Consider the following 15,141-nt stretch of genomic DNA (forward strand, 5'->3'; position numbering starts at 1 on the left):
TCATCCCTTTATGAAAGTGCTTTGAATTGAAGGCGGCGCGCATGCAGCACCGGTTCGGTGTAACCAGACGGTTGCACGCGTCCCTTGAACACCAGATCACAGGCCGCCTGAAACGCGATTCCGTCAAAATCCGGTGCCATCGGGCGATAGCCGGGATCGCCTGCGTTCTGTTCATCGACCACAGCCGCCATCTTTTGCATCGCGCCCATCACCTCTTCCTGGCTGACCACCTCGTGATGCAGCCAGTTCGCGATATGCTGAGCTGAAATACGGCAGGTGGCGCGGTCTTCCATCAGGCCGACATTGTTCATGTCCGGCACCTTGGAACAACCAACGCCCTGATCGATCCAGCGGACCACATAGCCCAGAATACCCTGTGCATTGTTTTCAACTTCGCGGATGCGCTGGTCATCGCTCCACTTGCGATAGGCCGCCAGCGGAATGTCCAGAACCGTATCGACATAAGCGCGACGCCCGCCCGCACGGATTTTATCCTGCACCGCAAACACATCGACCTTGTGATAATGCAGCGCGTGCAATGTGGCGGCTGTCGGGCTGGGCACCCAGGCGCAATTCGCACCCGCCTTGGGGTGTTCGATCTTCTGTTCCAGCATCGCTGCCATCATGTCGGGCATGGCCCACATACCCTTGCCGATCTGCGCGCGCCCCTGCAAACCACAGGCCAGCCCGATATCCACGTTCTGGTTTTCATAGGCCGTGATCCACGCCTTGCGCTTGATGAAATCCTTGCGGCTGAATGGCCCCGCCTCCATCGAGGTGTGGATTTCATCGCCGGTGCGGTCCAGAAAGCCGGTGTTGATAAACGCCACCCGCGATTTGGCTGCCCGAATACATTCCTTGAGGTTGACCGAAGTGCGCCGTTCTTCGTCCATGATGCCCAGTTTCACGGTGTGGCGCGGCAGGCCCAACGCATCTTCGACCCGTGAAAACGTACGGTCGGCAAAGGCAACCTCGTCCGGGCCGTGCATCTTGGGTTTCACCACGTAAACAGATCCGCGCAACGAATTGCCCCCGTCGCGCTGCAAATCATGCATGGCAATCAGGGTGGTGATCATGGCATCCATCAGCCCTTCGAACACTTCGTTGCCATCCTTGTCCAGAATGGCGGGGTTGGTCATCAGGTGGCCGACATTGCGCACCAGCATCAGCGCCCTGCCCTTGACCGTCACGTCCGATCCGTCCGGCGCGGTATAGGTACGGTCGGGGTTCAGCCTGCGTTCAATGGTGCGTCCGCCTTTTTCAACGTCCGCGCTCAGATCGCCCTTCATCAGGCCCAGCCAGTTCCCATAGGCCAGCACCTTGTCTTCGGCATCCACACAGGCCACCGAATCCTCGCAATCCATGATCGCGGACACAGCGCTTTCCAGTACCACATCGGCCAGTCCGGCCTGATCACGGCTGCCAATCGGGTGGGTGCGGTCAAACACCAGTTCCGCATGCAGGCCATGATTGACCAGCAGCACGGCATCGGGCGCCTTGGGATGGCCGCGATAGCCGACAAATTTTGCAGGGTCGACCAAGGGCTGATCATCCACCAGCAACGCCCCGTCACTGATATGATAGCGGCGCGCATCCGCATGGCTGCCCCCGTCAATCGGAAACGCTTCGTCCAGAAACACACGGGCGCGGGCCACAACGCGCGCACCGCGCCCCTTGTCATACCCGCCCTTGGGCGGCGCACTGCCCATCGCATCGGTGCCGTAAAACCCGTCATAAAGGCTGCCCCAGCGGGCATTGGCCGCGTTCAACGCATAGCGGGCATTGGTGATCGGCACCACCAGTTGCGGCCCCGGCACGTTGGCAATTTCAGAATCCACATTGCTGGTATCGATTTCGAAATCATCGCCTTCCGGAAGAAGATAGCCGATCTCGCCTAAAAAGGCACAGTAGGCATCGTGATCATGGGGCTGGTTGCGGCGTTTGATGTGCCATGCATCGATCTGGGATTGCAATTCTTCGCGCCGCGCCAGAAACGCGCTGTTTTCCGGACCAAGATCATGAAGCAATGCGGAAAACGCCGACCAGAACGCATCCGCTTCAATCCCGGTACCCGGCAAGGCGTGATCGTTGATGAATGTTTCCAGTTCCTGTGCAACCTGCAACCCGTGCACTACGTTCCGTTTGACCATACTAAACCCTTTTCTGAAGTGTCGCGCGCACGCTATGCAGTTGCATCAAAAGAGGCAAGCAGACGCAGGCCCATTCAGCCGACAAAAGGGGTTAACCCGTGAAAATTGTTGTGAAATGGCGGACCCAAGATCCGCCATATCTAGTTCCAAGCATTTCCTTAAAATACTTTAAATCAGTTGGTTGTGGCAGTTATTGGTCTTGATTGTTCCAGTACCGCCCCCCATATTCCCGCTATGGATGGGGGACGAAATGGCGGACGCAAAAAAAGCAATCGAACACAATGCGCCTAATAAGCGGTCGGAAAAGGCATTGTCAGCCGCTTTTGTGCGCACTGTCACCACCCCAGGTAAATACTTCGATGGTCACGGCCTGCTACTCAAGGTCGATAAATCCGGCGCAAAACGTTGGGTGCAACGCATCGTCATTCGTGGCAAGCGGACCGAGATTGGGATGGGGAGCGCGTCACTGGTCACTTTGGCAGAGGCGCGGGAAACGGCATTGCAGAACCGCAAACTGGCGCGGGCGGGCGGCGACCCCCTGCAAGCCAAACGCGCTTCAGAAGCATTGCTGACCTTTGAGGAGGCATCCCGCAAAGTTCACAAGATCCACGAACCGACGTGGCGCAACAAAAAACACGCGGCCCAATTCATATCGACGCTGGAAACCTACACCTTTCCCCGCATTGGTAATTTGAAGGTGTCAGAAGTCACCACAGCGGACGTGCTGGCGGTCCTGCAACCGATATGGCTGGAAAAGCCTGAAACCGCACGTCGTGTAAAGCAGCGCATCGGGACGGTTATGAAATGGGCCATTGCAAATGGCTGGCGGCAAGACGACCCCTCTGTTTCTGTTGCCAGCGCTTTACCTAAACAGGATAGAACGCCAGCACACCGCAAGGCGCTGCCTTACGACAAGGTGCCGGAATTTCTAGAAACGCTCAAAGGGTCAGATGCGTTGGACGCGACCAAGCTGGCGCTGGAGCTGTTAATTCTGACCGCATCACGGTCCGGCGAAGTGCGCTTGGCGGATTGGTCGGAATTTGACCTTGAGCAAGGTATCTGGACACGTCCAGCACAGCGCATGAAATCCAAGAAGGAACACCGCGTCCCCCTCTCCGACCGCGCGTTAGAATTGCTGTCAGAGGCGTGCAAGTTGGGGACGGGTGAGGGTCTGGTTTTTCCGGGCACTGTGCATGGCAAACCGTTGTCCGACATGACGCTGTCCAAACTGACCAAATCGTTGGGCTACGACGTGGACGTGCATGGGTTCCGTACATCATTCAAGACATGGGCGCAGGAACGCACCAACACACCCCGCGATGTGTCCGAAGCAGCGTTGGCGCATGTGGTGCAGAACAAGGCCGAGGCGGCCTATGCGCGGTCTGACTTTTTTGACAAGCGGAGAAAGCTGATGAACGGGTGGGATGCCTATGTGCACGAGAGTAGCGCGAACATCGTTACCTTAAATCTGTAACGGTTGCAAAACTCGTCAAAAAAAATATTTGGATAAGCTTCAGACTCAAATACACAATTTATAGATCCAAGCTGCAAACAGAGCCAAAATACACTGCACATATTCAATGGCTGTTGCTACTAAGGAATCATCTAGCATAAAGTGCACTTGTCGGGATCAAAGCGATACCCCGATGGGTTGCCCTGACCGCGCCAACGGTCAAAGCAACCGGAACAGGATAGAAAGTCAGTCCCTATTCCCGTTCATCCATCGCAAAATTTGGTTCGGTTCGCAACAAGAATCGCGCAAGGGCCATTGAGACGAGGGATATTTATGTCTTCAGAATACTTACGCCGCCGTGCCGTTGAAACGGCAACAGGTCTAAGCCGCAGCAGTATCTATGCTATGATGGACGCGGGAGAGTTCCCCCGCCCCATCCGCATTGGCAAGCGTGCGGTCGCGTGGCCTTCAACCGCCATTGAGGCTTGGTTGGCAAGCCGTCCTGTTTCAAAAGGTGCTGCCGAATAAAGCAACGCCCACGCAGTAACAAAAACTGGCGCGGGCGCTGGGCAGTCTAGACACCATCCAGACACCGCGCTGCAATCCAAAGATAAAGGATTCAGTGATGAAAATTCACGTAACGCTCAGTTTGAGCGAACGACTCCGCACGTTTGAACTCAAGGGCCGTTTAGGCTGGGCAATGGCACAACTTGCCCAAGCTGGCGCGCGAGGCATCACGCCGATCGAACGCCCCGCGCCGCGTTGGTCAGCCTATGTCCACGAGCTACGCCGCATGGGCATCCCTATCAACACAGAGATGGTTGCCCACGGCGGCGCATACTCCGGCCACCACGCCCGCTACACGCTTGCGTGTGATGTGTCCTTGTCCGTTTTGCAGGAAAGGAGCGCAGCATGAACAGCACGTCCTCACAGATCGACCCGCGCATCAAGCGCAAAGCCTGTCACGAAACTTCCGACACCTACGGGGCAATAGTCGCCGTATTGGACCATAAACACCGCGTGATTGTCTGCAAGGATGGCATCCAATGGATAACACAGCGGCGCAAATCAGGTGGCGCAGACCGGCCTTGGCGGGGCTTGGGCTACTACACCAACCGAAAGGCCTTAATCCGCGCGTGCGCCTTGCTAGAATGTGAGATTGAACCTGCTGTTATGTCATTGTTGGCGGAACTGCCGGACACGATAGGCCGGACAGCATGAAAGGCGATGGAAAACAGCCCCGGCCACCCTCACAAGCCGTACGGCGCATTATGCGCAAACATGGCCTGCCCGAACCCAGCGCCCGTTCCTATGCGCTCCTGGCCTATGGGGAGGCGTCATTGGATGGCCACTAAGCCCTACAAGAAACATAAACGAGGGGCTGGGCGTCACGTCCAGCTTCCCGAATGGCTGCAATCCTCAAAAGCGTGGGCCACTCTAAGCCCCGGTCCGCGGGCGCTCTACGTTGAGTTGAAACGCCGGTACAATGGATCGAACAACGGCAATATTATTCTAAGCCACAGGGACGCTGCAACGGCGCTGAACGTGAATCGCAATACGGTTGGGCCATGGTTCAAAGAACTGCAGAACCGTGGGTTCATTCACATGACACAAGCCCCGCACCTCGGCCCGTCCGGTATTGGCAAAGCATCAATCTGGGCGCTGGATGAACTGCCCACGGCGGACATGAAACCCGCGCTCAAGCGGTTCGACAGTTGGACGCAAAAACAAAAGCCCCGCACAAAAAACAGGACACCCCGTCCTAAAAAACAGGACAGTCAGCAATCCGAACAGGCCAAATCGGCTGCAACCGTCCTAAAAATTGTGACGTGAACGCGGGAAAACCGGAAATGCGCGTCACAAAAAACAGGACATATATACATCTAGCCATAGGCAGGACATTTGATTGAAAGGAAACGGTGCGGGAAAGGCTCCGTCAGGTGTTCAATCAAAACTCACGTTGGCGATGCAAACCGGACCTTCGTGACAAATGCGGCGAACGGCAGCTGCGAGCCCACAGGAGACATGATCCTGCGCTGACGCTCGCAATTGCGGCAATTTGAACGCCAAAATTGTCAGCCGCGCCGCAGAGAGAAAAGCGGTCGTTCATTCACGGCGCAGCGAGATTTTGGAAGTCTATTTCCGCTGTGCGGACATAGCGGAAAAGCTGGATTGACTTTTTGATACGCTCAGTACTATTCAGGTTTCCCTCAGCAGAAGTTTTGCATTACTTAGAACCAATGACAGCAAACCGCAGACTGTCTGCCGTACTCGCAGCTGACGTCGTGAACTACTCGGGGCAGATGAAGGCAGACGAAAATCAGACGCTTGAGCAACTGCGCAAGCTTCGCAGAGAGGTGTTTGACCCGCTGGTAGGCGATCACCGGGGCAGCATCGTCAAGCGCATGGGTGATGGATGGCTGGTAGAGTTCAAATCGGTCTCCGACGCGGTGCGCTGCGCGCTTGATCTCCAAAGCAAGGTACCCGCACACTGTTCACTCAAGCTGCGAACCGGCGTGCATATGGGTGACATCGTCTTCGATGAAGAGGATATATTTGGGGATGGCCTGAATATCGCTACGCGGTTGCAAGAGGCCGCTGAAGAGGGAACGGTACTGATTTCTGATGTCGTACATCGCAGCATTGATCAACGCCTATCAGAGCTTTTTAAGCGTGCTGGTGAACGGGTATTCAAGAATGCCCCGGCTTCAATTGAAGTTTTCCAATGGTCACCCCCCGGCTCTGCTCCACCTCGCGTTGCTCCGCCAAATCACACCCAGTCTCTGTTGATCGGCGTCCTACCACTGGACAACTTGTCTTCCGATCCGGATCAGGAGTTCTTTGCGGATGGCATCACAGAAGAGATCATAACTACGCTATCAAAACTGCCCAATTTGCTTGTCGTCGCTCGCAACTCCACCTTTGTGTACAAAGGACGCTCCGTGGATGTAAAACAAGTCGGCCTTGAACAGGGTGTCGATCTTGTTCTTGAGGGTAGTGTGCGCCAAAGCGGTAGCCGTGTGCGAATTACAGCACAGTTAATTGATACCAAGTCAGGCATGCACGTTTGGGCTGATCGTTTTGATCGGCATATGGAAGATGTGTTTGAAGTTCAGGATGAAATCGCCCTGAGGATAGCAACTGAGCTTCAAGTTGAATTGATGGCCGGCGAAATGGCTCGGTTTAGAGGATCGGGTACGAATAACCTAGACGCATGGACAGCTCAACTTCAGGCCGTTGAAGCATCACGCAACATTACCAAACAAGCACAAGCTGATGCCCGGCGGCTGGCGCAGAAGGCAATTTCAATCGACCCAGGATATTCAGCCCCGCACTGTACACTTGGTTTTGTCTGCACTGTCGAAGCACGTCACGGCTTTGCGGCGAACAAGGCTACAGCATTGGAAGAAGCAAGAGAGTGTGCTCGTCGTGCCTTGAAAATTGACAGTTATAACCCAGAAGCTCATGCAATTGATGGTTTTGCGGATGCGATAGACGGCCAGCTCGCTTCGGCTATCCACAAGTTTAACAAAGCTCTGACGCTGAACCCAAACCACGCCGATGTGGCAGCGAGACTGTCACTTACTTTATCCTTCGACGGCCAAGTCAAGGAGGCAATCCGTGTTGCCCGCCAAGCGATTACACTAAACCCCCACTATCCGGGCTGGTATGCGGGCGTTCTGGGTTTCGCGCTCAGGCTCGACGGTAACTACGATGAGGCAATATCGTCATTTACTGAATATGGTCAAAAGGTTGAGGGCTTTGGTCATGTGGACCTCGCTATTGTCCACGCGGAGACGAGTAATCTTGAGGCAGCACGCGAGGAGGCACAAAACGTTATTAAGTACCGGCCACAGTTTTCTGTCTCTGAGTGGGCGAAAACTCAACTATTCTCAGATCGTGCCCGGCTAGAAAGAGACTGTGTCTCCTTACGTTCGGCCGGTCTGCCGGAATGATTGGATTCTGATCTGTTTTTAGCAAAGTGGCGTATACAGACGTGTCCGCTAATGGGATGTACCGGCTGCTTCACCCAGCAGGTTAGGCTTGGCCTATACTGCAAAAAGGAGAAGTAGCATGGCGAAGAATGATTTTGATGAGCTGATGTCAGTTGGCGTTGATATCGGCAAAGACGTATTTCACTTGGTTGGCTTTGACAAAGAAGGTCGGCTTGTTTTGCGCAAGAAGATCAAACGCATGGCGTTGGTTGCGACGTTTGAGGAGCTGCCGCAATGTATTGTCGGGATGGAAGCTTGCCTGAGCGCGCACTTTGTCAGCCGAACGCTGAGCAAGATGGGGTTCGAGCCCCGGATCATTCCCGCGATTTATGTGAAGCCTTTCAACAAGGGCCAGAAGAACGACTACAATGACGCTGAAGCTATTGCAGAAGCCGCTTTGCGTCCCAATCTCAAGACGGTATCGGAGAAGACGCAGGAGCAGCTTGATCTCCAGGCGCTGCATCGCGTTCGGTCACGGCTTGTGTCACGTCGGACAGCAGCAATGAATCAGATCCGGGCCTTTCTGATCGAACAGGGGATCACTGTCCGACGTAGTGTCGCGGCTCTGCGCGCCTCGCTCGAAGCCATTCTTAGCAATCGCGGCGACGAGATGTCCTTGCGGATGCGGAGATTGATCCTGGGGCTCCAACAGGATTGGATATGGCTGGATAAACGGATCGATATGACCACATCTGAAATCAAAGAGGTCAGCGAGACCGAGGAAAGCTGCCAACGTCTGATGACCATTCCGGGCATCGGGCCAATCATCTCAACGGCTGTGGTTGCAGCTGTCGGGACCGGCGAGGCTTATGATCGGGGGCGAGATTTTGCGGCTTGGCTGGGGCTCGTTCCGCGACAACACAGCACCGGCGGGCGCACCATCCTGGGTCGTATCACAAAACGAGGCAGCCGGTATCTCCGCATGCTGTTTGTGCAGGCCGCGCAGGTCATCATGATGCGACCGAAGAACTGGCATAAGTTTAGTTTTGGCGCATGGTTGGAAGCCGCCGCGACGCGCATGCAGCACAACAAGCTCGGCGTGGCGCTTGCCAATAAGCTAGCGCGGATCGCATGGAGTGTTCTTAACTCAGGCAAGGACTTCGATTGGATGGAAAAAGAATTGGCGACTGCGATCTGATCACAGCCGCAAACGACGTTCGTAAACCTCAAATGCATGGAACGGAATAAAAACGCACTCAAAGTCTGAGAGCCCGAATGGTCATAATCGACCTGTCCGCTAATGAGACAAAGGCGCGTGCGTACTCCCAACAGGGCCACGGCAAGCAACACAAGCCGATCCAAAGGCCGGATACATATCAGCGACTTCCAGAAGACATGCAATTGAACACTTGCGAACAGCAGCCGGTACATACATCCGGGCTCAGTGCGGACTTGCGGCGGTGCAGCGGGATAAGCCTGGACCGCGCTCCGGAAGCAGCCATTCCCGAAACACATAAAATTCAACGCGTTCAGCGGTGCAGCCCGATGCTCGGACATTCGGCTGCTCGGAGCGGTCGTTGGACTACAGGGCCCGGTACGGCGGCTCTGAGCCCATTGTGTGAGTCCGATTTTCCCGATGCGTGCGCTCGCAGCGTTGATAATGCTGCGTTAGCTTAAAATTGGTGCTGCCGCGCAGCGGGAAAACCCGCCATTCGTGCGGAGTGCAGCAAGGAACTGAGCTATTTAGGTAGGCGGCAGTGCATGTGTATCCATTGCGGCCTTGTAGGAACGGCTTTCATTCACAGTTTGACACAGCGAGCTGAGCTTGGGTCGTGAACTAAAGAGAGACTGTTTGTTGGCGTGCCACTCGGTCAGCATTGTGACGTAGAAATCCAGCGCGGTCACACCGCTCGCGATAAAGTAAGGATCGCCCGCAATACCCTCTTCCATGACATCGAAAAAGGCGTCGTAATCGACAGCCGCTTTTGCGCCGACTTCCTCAATCGCTTTGCTGCTGTTCGCATAGCGCTCGGGGTGCCCGAGCCGTGCCGCAGTCATGTAGCCTGAGGTCGTCATAACATTCAGCCAAAACAGAAACTTTCCACGGTTGTCATCGCCGGGCGCAGGAGCGACCCCGCTCTCAGGATGCATCTCGCCCAGTAGTGTGATAATCGCGGCAGTCTCTCCAATCGTACTACCGTTTGCGTAGCCGAGAGCCGGTATGCGACCGGTTGGGTTGAGCCTCAGGAAATCTGCGGCGCGATGAGCGTCAGAGCCCATGTCGACATAGTGCAGCCTATATTCGGCACCAATTTCTTCAAGGACTGCCTGTACCACAATCGATCCTGCCAGGTACTCCCAATAAAGCGTGAACATGTTCCATCTTCCCAATAGTTCCGTTTTCGTGGCGGCATCCTGTCCCCCAATGTTCAGTATGGGTGGGTTCGAATGCTTTGCACGCGTGATTTCATTTGGCGGCGCTAAAGGAAACCTTTAGGTTTCTGGCATGCATCTTTCTCATTTGAACGCTCTGCGCGCTCTGGAGGCTACATTGCGGCATGGGAGCTTTTCACTGGCCGCCAACGAACTTGGAATTACTCCGGCTGCTGTTGGGCAAAGGGTTCGGTCTCTAGAACTTTACCTCGGCAAAAGCCTGTTCATTCGCTCCAGCTCGGGCATCAAGCCAACTGAGGATGCGTTGCGGGTTCAGGAGTTATTAGAAGGCGGCTTTGCAAGGCTTGCCCAGGCGTTTGAGCAACTGAAGCCGAACGACGCGGCTGGCCGTCTACGCATTACCCTGCCGGAATCCTTTTCGGAAAACTGGCTGTCACCAATGCTTGTGGAATTCCACCTGCAATACCCGGACGCGGACTTACACTTGGACCCATCCAATCGCGATATCGATTTGGTGAGAGAAGACTATGATCTTGCGATCAGATACGGTCCAACCCGTGACACTGTATTGGAAGAACGCGTGCTGTTCGGTGATTTCGTTGCCCCAGTATGCTCGCCCTCTTTTGCAGACCAGCAAGGGTTGGGTCCGGATGTGAAATCGCTAAAGGGTGTACCGCTCATCCACGTTACCAATCGGACCAAGGACCCCGGATGGGTTGATTTCGAGGGGTGGGGCGAAGCCTTCGGATTTGACCGTGACCATTTAAGCCATGGTGTGCGCATTTCGAAGACGGGCTCAGGGCTTCAGGCGGCGATTGCGGGCCAAGGTCTGGTTCTCTGCGGTGTCGTAGAGGCATTTCACGCGTTGAAAGCTGGGTCGCTCATTCTGCCATTCGGCCCTTCAATGATATGCCAGACAAAGTACGCCTATCGTCTCCGATGGGCGCGATCCAGGGCGAAATCTGATTTGCGGGCACTATTCGTCGAATGGATCACAGACAGATCAGACCGTTTCGTCAGTGAGCTAGACGCATACCTCGCCTCCCAAGGCTCAATAGCGTCTGACTAATTGCCGCATTATTCGCGTCTCGATGGTTCTGACACTGCGCAGCGAAAGTGGGGTTTGGATTTAATGTCAAATAGCCAAGTTAAACGGCCGCAATGGCGACGTGAGCTGCAACGCGGCGACAGGCATGCCGCAAAACGCGAAGCGGTGCTGCGTCCGCGATGTAACAAAACCGAATGACGGGAAAGTCCGCATGTGCGACATAGAACGTGAGCGCAGCGAATGTCCGGATTGGGTTTCGGCCGATTTGCGTGATTTGTACGTCTGCTTTCAGTAAATCCTGCTGCGCTGCCGCGAGCAATCCAACGACACCGTCGAGCGATTAAGGTGATTTTCGCCGCATCCGCATCAGGCGGCTTCGTCCGCATGTGAGACATACGTCGCAGCCGCAGCGAACGTATGGTGCCGGTGAAAGCAGTCGTTCAGAATCAAAACTCTGAATTTGCAGTCTTGAACGGCCGCTTAACGCGACGAACCGGTCATCAGAGATAAACAGTCGAATGACGGCAGTGAGCCCAGAGCGGTCAATCACGGAGCCAGTATCCAAGGCTGAAGGCAACGGCAGCACCTCTCTATCGCTTGATGCATGTCATTTCGACCCGCAGGAAATGCGCATAAGATATCCGACAATGTAACTTGGAGTAAGTTTCCATGAGAGCCAGGCACAAGAGAAATCACCAGTCACGTCTTGTCAGTATGCTACTGTGCTTGTCATTCATGTTTGCTTTTCAGAATGAAGCTCAAGCCGCCGAACCTTCGGTTGTTCTTCCTTCAGGATTTGTGCCGGACACATCTAATGAGCCACCCGACCATGAATTCTTCGTGAAGGATATCAACAGGTTTGGACACCAAGTGATTTTTTCCGCAGACCGTCACCGGTTCAGCGAACAACTTTTCAAAAAAATGACCCAACTCGTTAAAAAGCATGGAGAAAGAGTCATTGCTCCAGCAGTTGCCGGTGTCCTGAGCGCGGATATTCAGAACATCAAGGACTATATTGGGGAACCAAAGGGGAGCATGCAGGTTGTCGCTCACGAAACTAAACCGTACGTAGGAGATTTGCCGAGCAATCTTTGCGAAGGATTCAGCTGGAAAGCTCAATATTCCAACCCTAATGATCAGCCGGAAGAGGTTGTATACACAGCGTATGGCGTCACCGTCGAATGCATATTCTTAAGCGATGATATGATGTGGTCGACGACAGCATCCATTATTGAGAATGTTTTTCGAGCGCACGGCGACAGCCTGAGCGAAGACTTCGAAAACACTGCTTCAAAGATATTAGCCACGCTCAGTTACTGACGCCAGCCAGTAGCCAATCTTCAAAGGCCGCTCTGTCCCGCAACTCGGACCTTTAGCAGCTTTCGAAAGAGGTCGGAAAAGCGGATTAAAGCGGACATTGCCCGTTTTCAGTCCCAGAACTTAGTCTTTGCGTTTGATTTCCGGCGCCGTCGGCAACCCCTTGGGTGCAGGCACCGCATGGCTCTCCAGCCATTCCTTGATTGCGCCCCACCTATCGGCGTCGGTTGCCGCGTCGCGATGCTGGCCCAGTGCTTGCAATAGGACACGTAAATCATGCGGTATTGTGGACGGCCATGGCATGAGTATGGTATGGTACAAAACATGAACAAGCATCAATCGGAACATTCACAAGACCAGGTAAATCAGCAGAATTCGGGGTCGCTTTTCGGCCTGCCGATCCATCAAAAAAATAAAGCGCAAGGACAGGTCACAATATGGGCAAGCTACAAACCAAGTCTGACAGCAAATTGGGCGTCAAACTGACGGGCACTCCTGAACTGGGGCAGCACATCACCCTGAACCAGGACGCCGCTTTGCAGAAGGTTTTGGGAACACAGCATCCGGAGGCGGCAGACTTGATGACACACACCGCGTTATTGTCTGCAAGGACGGTATCCAATGGATAACCCAGCGGCGCAAATCAGGTGGCGCAGAACGGCCTTGGCGCGCCTTGGGCTACAACACCACCCGAAACGCCCTAATCCGCGTGTGCACCTTGCTAGAATGTGAGGTTGAACCCTCTGCACTGTCATTGTTGGCGGATTTGCCGGACGTGATTGGGGGGCAGCATGAAGAGCGACAAAATACGGCCACAGCCGCCTTCGTAAGCCGCGCGACGCATCATGCAGAAACATGGCTTATACCACTGCAAAGGAATACACAGATGGCAGACAAGATAAGACTACCGGCATCAGCGATTGAACATCACCAGTCGCGCCCGACGTTCAACACGAATGAAGATGGCGTTGTTCAAATCAAAGTAGATAAACCAGACACGTTGATAAATTTGTTCAACGTCGAAACAATTGAGGCTGCGTCCGGCCTGATGACTTGCGCGCTCAATGCGCTGGGCAAAACAGGCGAACCCTACCGTGACATGGCGGCAGCTATGCAGGCGGAATTAAAACCGCGCGATGCAATCGAAGCGATGCTGATAACCCAAATGACCACGACCCATATTGCGATGACATCCCTGTCCCAGAAAGTGATGGACACATCCATGTATCAAGTTCGCGAAGCTTTTGAACGCTCAATGACGCGGCTAAGCCGCACCTATATGGCCCAGATGGATGCCCTCAAGAAATACCGCGCCAAGGCCCAGCAAACCGTCAGGGTCGAGCGGGTCACAGTTAACGAAGGCGGACAGGCGATTGTGGGCGACGTGAGCCACGGGGGGAGGGTTGATGATAAAAAGTGACGGTTACCCCATGAACCCCACACAAAGGCTCCGCGACACGCCCAGATGCAGCGCTAAGGCCAAGTCCACCCGCCAGCGGTGCCGTTGCCCTGCTGTGACGGGTTGGACAGTGTGTCGGGTCCACGGCGCTGGCGGTGGTGCGCCCCGTGGCAAGGCGCATCCGAATTACAAACACGGTCTTCGGACCAAGCAGATGGAAGATATTCGACGGTTGGTTTCGGCAATATCTATGGCAAGTTGGTGAATGTAATACTGCAAATTTACCAACTTTTGAGTATAGACGTCGTAACTGCAAACGTTACATTGAATTCTCGGAAGTCTATCCAATCTCCTGTCAAAAAAGTTGTCTATCACCGGTATGCCTTACACTGATTTTTCAGACAAAGCTTTTTGGAAACGTTGCCGAGAAGACAATCAGTTCTTAGTTTCGGAAATTTACCAACCCAAATTTCAGCTTCTCCCAGGTGCTCGGATTGCTACGGCAGGCAGTTGTTTTGCACAAAATATAGCCAAATATGTGCGAGCGTCTGAGTTAGAGTGGGTTAACGTTGAGCCAGCACCTAAAGCGATGCCAATAGATGTTGCGTCGCGCTTCGGGTACGGGCTGTTCTCAGCTCGATATGGCAACATCTACACTGTCAGGCAGCTTCTCCAACTATTGCAAGACATGGTCGGGGAGACACTCCACAAAGAGGCAATTTGGGAGCGAAACGGACGATACTTTGACGCAATCCGCCCAAACGTTGAACCACAAGGTTTTGAATCAAGCCGAGAACTGTGCGCCCATCGACTAGATCATCTGAGGCGTGTTCGGCGGATTTTTGACGAGGCTGAAGTGTTCGTTTTTACTTTGGGTCTGACTGAAACATGGCAAGACCGCGAAACGGGTATAGTTTTTCCAACGGTGCCAGGATTATTCGCTGGAAATTTTGATGCAAAGCAGCATGAATTTGTAAATTTTGGATTTGACGACACATATGAAGACTTGGCTAGCGCAATCCATCTAATGCACAAACTAAATCCCCAATTGAAAATACTTCTCACAGTGTCACCAGTTCCACTTACAGCAACTGCCAGTGGGTATCATGTTCTGCAAGCCACTACCTATTCAAAATCGGTACTGCGAACAGTTGCGGGGGAGATTGTTGGAATGGATGACCGCATTGATTATTTTCCTTCGTATGAATTGATCACGGGAACGCCATTCTCCGGAAAATTCTTTGGTGAAAATTTGAGAACAGTGACACAAAAAGGGGTGCAGAATGTAATGGCAGTTTTTTTCGGTGCGCATATCGGCTTATCCTCCATACCAAGCCCAGAGCCGGAAGAAACACTGCACCAAGGTAGCTCAGAACTTGACGACGAACTTGTTTGTGAAGAGGCGTTGTTAGAAAGTTTTACTAAAGCATGAGGCTATGTATTCT

General features: G+C 53.8%; 14 protein-coding genes. 11 read left to right on the plus strand and 3 right to left on the minus strand.

The genetic code is table 11. The features are described 5' to 3' along the window. Positions 1–8: 8 nt before the first annotated feature. On the minus strand, positions 9–2,150 hold the full coding sequence (locus C1J05_RS10360; RefSeq protein WP_114870187.1) for a malate synthase G: 2,142 nt from the start codon (positions 2,148–2,150) through the stop codon (positions 9–11). A gap of 250 nt (positions 2,151–2,400) precedes the next feature. Here C1J05_RS10360 and C1J05_RS10365 point away from each other — a divergent pair, with 250 nt between their 5' ends. The 6 genes from C1J05_RS10365 to C1J05_RS10395 all read left to right on the plus strand — a co-directional run bounded on the left by C1J05_RS10365 (position 2,401) and on the right by C1J05_RS10395 (position 8,736). After that, positions 2,401–3,624, plus strand: coding sequence for a tyrosine-type recombinase/integrase (locus C1J05_RS10365; RefSeq protein WP_114872257.1), 1,224 nt, complete (start codon positions 2,401–2,403; stop codon positions 3,622–3,624). 384 nt (positions 3,625–4,008) lie between these two features. After that, the gene (locus C1J05_RS22250) at positions 4,009–4,131 is read left to right on the plus strand and encodes a helix-turn-helix transcriptional regulator (protein ID WP_441351691.1); all 123 of its coding nucleotides are present in this window, start codon (positions 4,009–4,011) and stop codon (positions 4,129–4,131) included. Between the two features lie 97 nt (positions 4,132–4,228). Then, positions 4,229–4,519: a winged helix domain-containing protein gene (locus tag C1J05_RS10375; RefSeq protein ID WP_114870189.1), complete on the plus strand. Its 291-nt coding sequence runs from the start codon at positions 4,229–4,231 to the stop codon at positions 4,517–4,519. 428 nt (positions 4,520–4,947) lie between these two features. Further along, complete coding sequence (locus tag C1J05_RS10385) at positions 4,948–5,436, plus strand: hypothetical protein (protein WP_114870191.1); 489 nt, start codon at positions 4,948–4,950, stop codon at positions 5,434–5,436. A 470-nt stretch (positions 5,437–5,906) separates the two neighbouring features. Next, on the plus strand, positions 5,907–7,559 hold the full coding sequence (locus C1J05_RS10390; RefSeq protein WP_254684767.1) for an adenylate/guanylate cyclase domain-containing protein: 1,653 nt from the start codon (positions 5,907–5,909) through the stop codon (positions 7,557–7,559). Between the two features lie 118 nt (positions 7,560–7,677). Next, complete coding sequence (locus tag C1J05_RS10395; RefSeq protein WP_114868711.1) at positions 7,678–8,736, plus strand: IS110 family transposase; 1,059 nt, start codon at positions 7,678–7,680, stop codon at positions 8,734–8,736. 545 nt (positions 8,737–9,281) lie between these two features. Here the strand turns inward: C1J05_RS10395 and C1J05_RS10400 are convergent. Beyond that, entirely contained in the window at positions 9,282–9,914 is a 633-nt protein-coding gene (locus tag C1J05_RS10400; RefSeq protein WP_114870193.1) for a glutathione S-transferase family protein, read from the minus strand. A 130-nt stretch (positions 9,915–10,044) separates the two neighbouring features. Between C1J05_RS10400 and C1J05_RS10405 the strand changes: the two genes are divergently transcribed. Then, on the plus strand, positions 10,045–11,001 hold the full coding sequence (locus tag C1J05_RS10405; RefSeq protein WP_114870194.1) for a LysR substrate-binding domain-containing protein: 957 nt from the start codon (positions 10,045–10,047) through the stop codon (positions 10,999–11,001). A gap of 714 nt (positions 11,002–11,715) precedes the next feature. Continuing rightward, entirely contained in the window at positions 11,716–12,300 is a 585-nt protein-coding gene (locus tag C1J05_RS10410) for a hypothetical protein (RefSeq protein WP_162797985.1), read from the plus strand. A 120-nt stretch (positions 12,301–12,420) separates the two neighbouring features. Here the strand turns inward: C1J05_RS10410 and C1J05_RS21390 are convergent, their stop codons facing one another. Then, positions 12,421–12,645, minus strand: a complete 225-nt coding sequence (locus C1J05_RS21390; RefSeq protein ID WP_205389230.1) for a hypothetical protein — start codon at positions 12,643–12,645, stop codon at positions 12,421–12,423. Positions 12,646–12,734: 89 nt separating this feature from the next. Here C1J05_RS21390 and C1J05_RS21395 point away from each other — a divergent pair, with 89 nt between their 5' ends. The 3 genes from C1J05_RS21395 to C1J05_RS10420 all read left to right on the plus strand — a co-directional run bounded on the left by C1J05_RS21395 (position 12,735) and on the right by C1J05_RS10420 (position 15,128). Next, positions 12,735–12,926: a hypothetical protein gene (locus tag C1J05_RS21395; protein WP_162797987.1), complete on the plus strand. Its 192-nt coding sequence runs from the start codon at positions 12,735–12,737 to the stop codon at positions 12,924–12,926. A gap of 44 nt (positions 12,927–12,970) precedes the next feature. Continuing rightward, positions 12,971–13,717, plus strand: coding sequence for a hypothetical protein (locus C1J05_RS10415; RefSeq protein WP_162797988.1), 747 nt, complete (start codon positions 12,971–12,973; stop codon positions 13,715–13,717). 358 nt (positions 13,718–14,075) lie between these two features. Further along, positions 14,076–15,128, plus strand: a complete 1,053-nt coding sequence (locus tag C1J05_RS10420; RefSeq protein WP_114870197.1) for a GSCFA domain-containing protein — start codon at positions 14,076–14,078, stop codon at positions 15,126–15,128. Positions 15,129–15,141 lie beyond the last annotated feature (13 nt).

Origin of the sequence: Sulfitobacter sp. JL08, from assembly GCF_003352045.1 — a bacterium.
GTDB lineage: Bacteria > Pseudomonadota > Alphaproteobacteria > Rhodobacterales > Rhodobacteraceae > JL08.

Excerpts from the sequence above, each read along its gene's own strand:
- C1J05_RS10360 (WP_114870187.1), bottom strand. The coding sequence starts at position 2,150 with ATGGTCAAACGGAACGTAGTGCACGGGTTGCAGGTTGCACAGGAACTG.
- C1J05_RS10365 (WP_114872257.1), top strand. The coding sequence starts at position 2,401 with ATGGCGGACGCAAAAAAAGCAATCGAACACAATGCGCCTAATAAGCGG.
- C1J05_RS22250 (WP_441351691.1), top strand. The coding sequence starts at position 4,009 with ATGATGGACGCGGGAGAGTTCCCCCGCCCCATCCGCATTGGCAAGCGT.
- C1J05_RS10375 (WP_114870189.1), top strand. The coding sequence starts at position 4,229 with ATGAAAATTCACGTAACGCTCAGTTTGAGCGAACGACTCCGCACGTTT.
- C1J05_RS10385 (WP_114870191.1), top strand. The coding sequence starts at position 4,948 with ATGGCCACTAAGCCCTACAAGAAACATAAACGAGGGGCTGGGCGTCAC.
- C1J05_RS10390 (WP_254684767.1), top strand. The coding sequence starts at position 5,907 with ATGAAGGCAGACGAAAATCAGACGCTTGAGCAACTGCGCAAGCTTCGC.
- C1J05_RS10395 (WP_114868711.1), top strand. The coding sequence starts at position 7,678 with ATGGCGAAGAATGATTTTGATGAGCTGATGTCAGTTGGCGTTGATATC.
- C1J05_RS10400 (WP_114870193.1), bottom strand. The coding sequence starts at position 9,914 with ATGTTCACGCTTTATTGGGAGTACCTGGCAGGATCGATTGTGGTACAG.
- C1J05_RS10405 (WP_114870194.1), top strand. The coding sequence starts at position 10,045 with ATGCATCTTTCTCATTTGAACGCTCTGCGCGCTCTGGAGGCTACATTG.
- C1J05_RS10410 (WP_162797985.1), top strand. The coding sequence starts at position 11,716 with ATGTTTGCTTTTCAGAATGAAGCTCAAGCCGCCGAACCTTCGGTTGTT.
- C1J05_RS21390 (WP_205389230.1), bottom strand. The coding sequence starts at position 12,645 with ATGTTCCGATTGATGCTTGTTCATGTTTTGTACCATACCATACTCATG.
- C1J05_RS21395 (WP_162797987.1), top strand. The coding sequence starts at position 12,735 with ATGGGCAAGCTACAAACCAAGTCTGACAGCAAATTGGGCGTCAAACTG.
- C1J05_RS10420 (WP_114870197.1), top strand. The coding sequence starts at position 14,076 with ATGCCTTACACTGATTTTTCAGACAAAGCTTTTTGGAAACGTTGCCGA.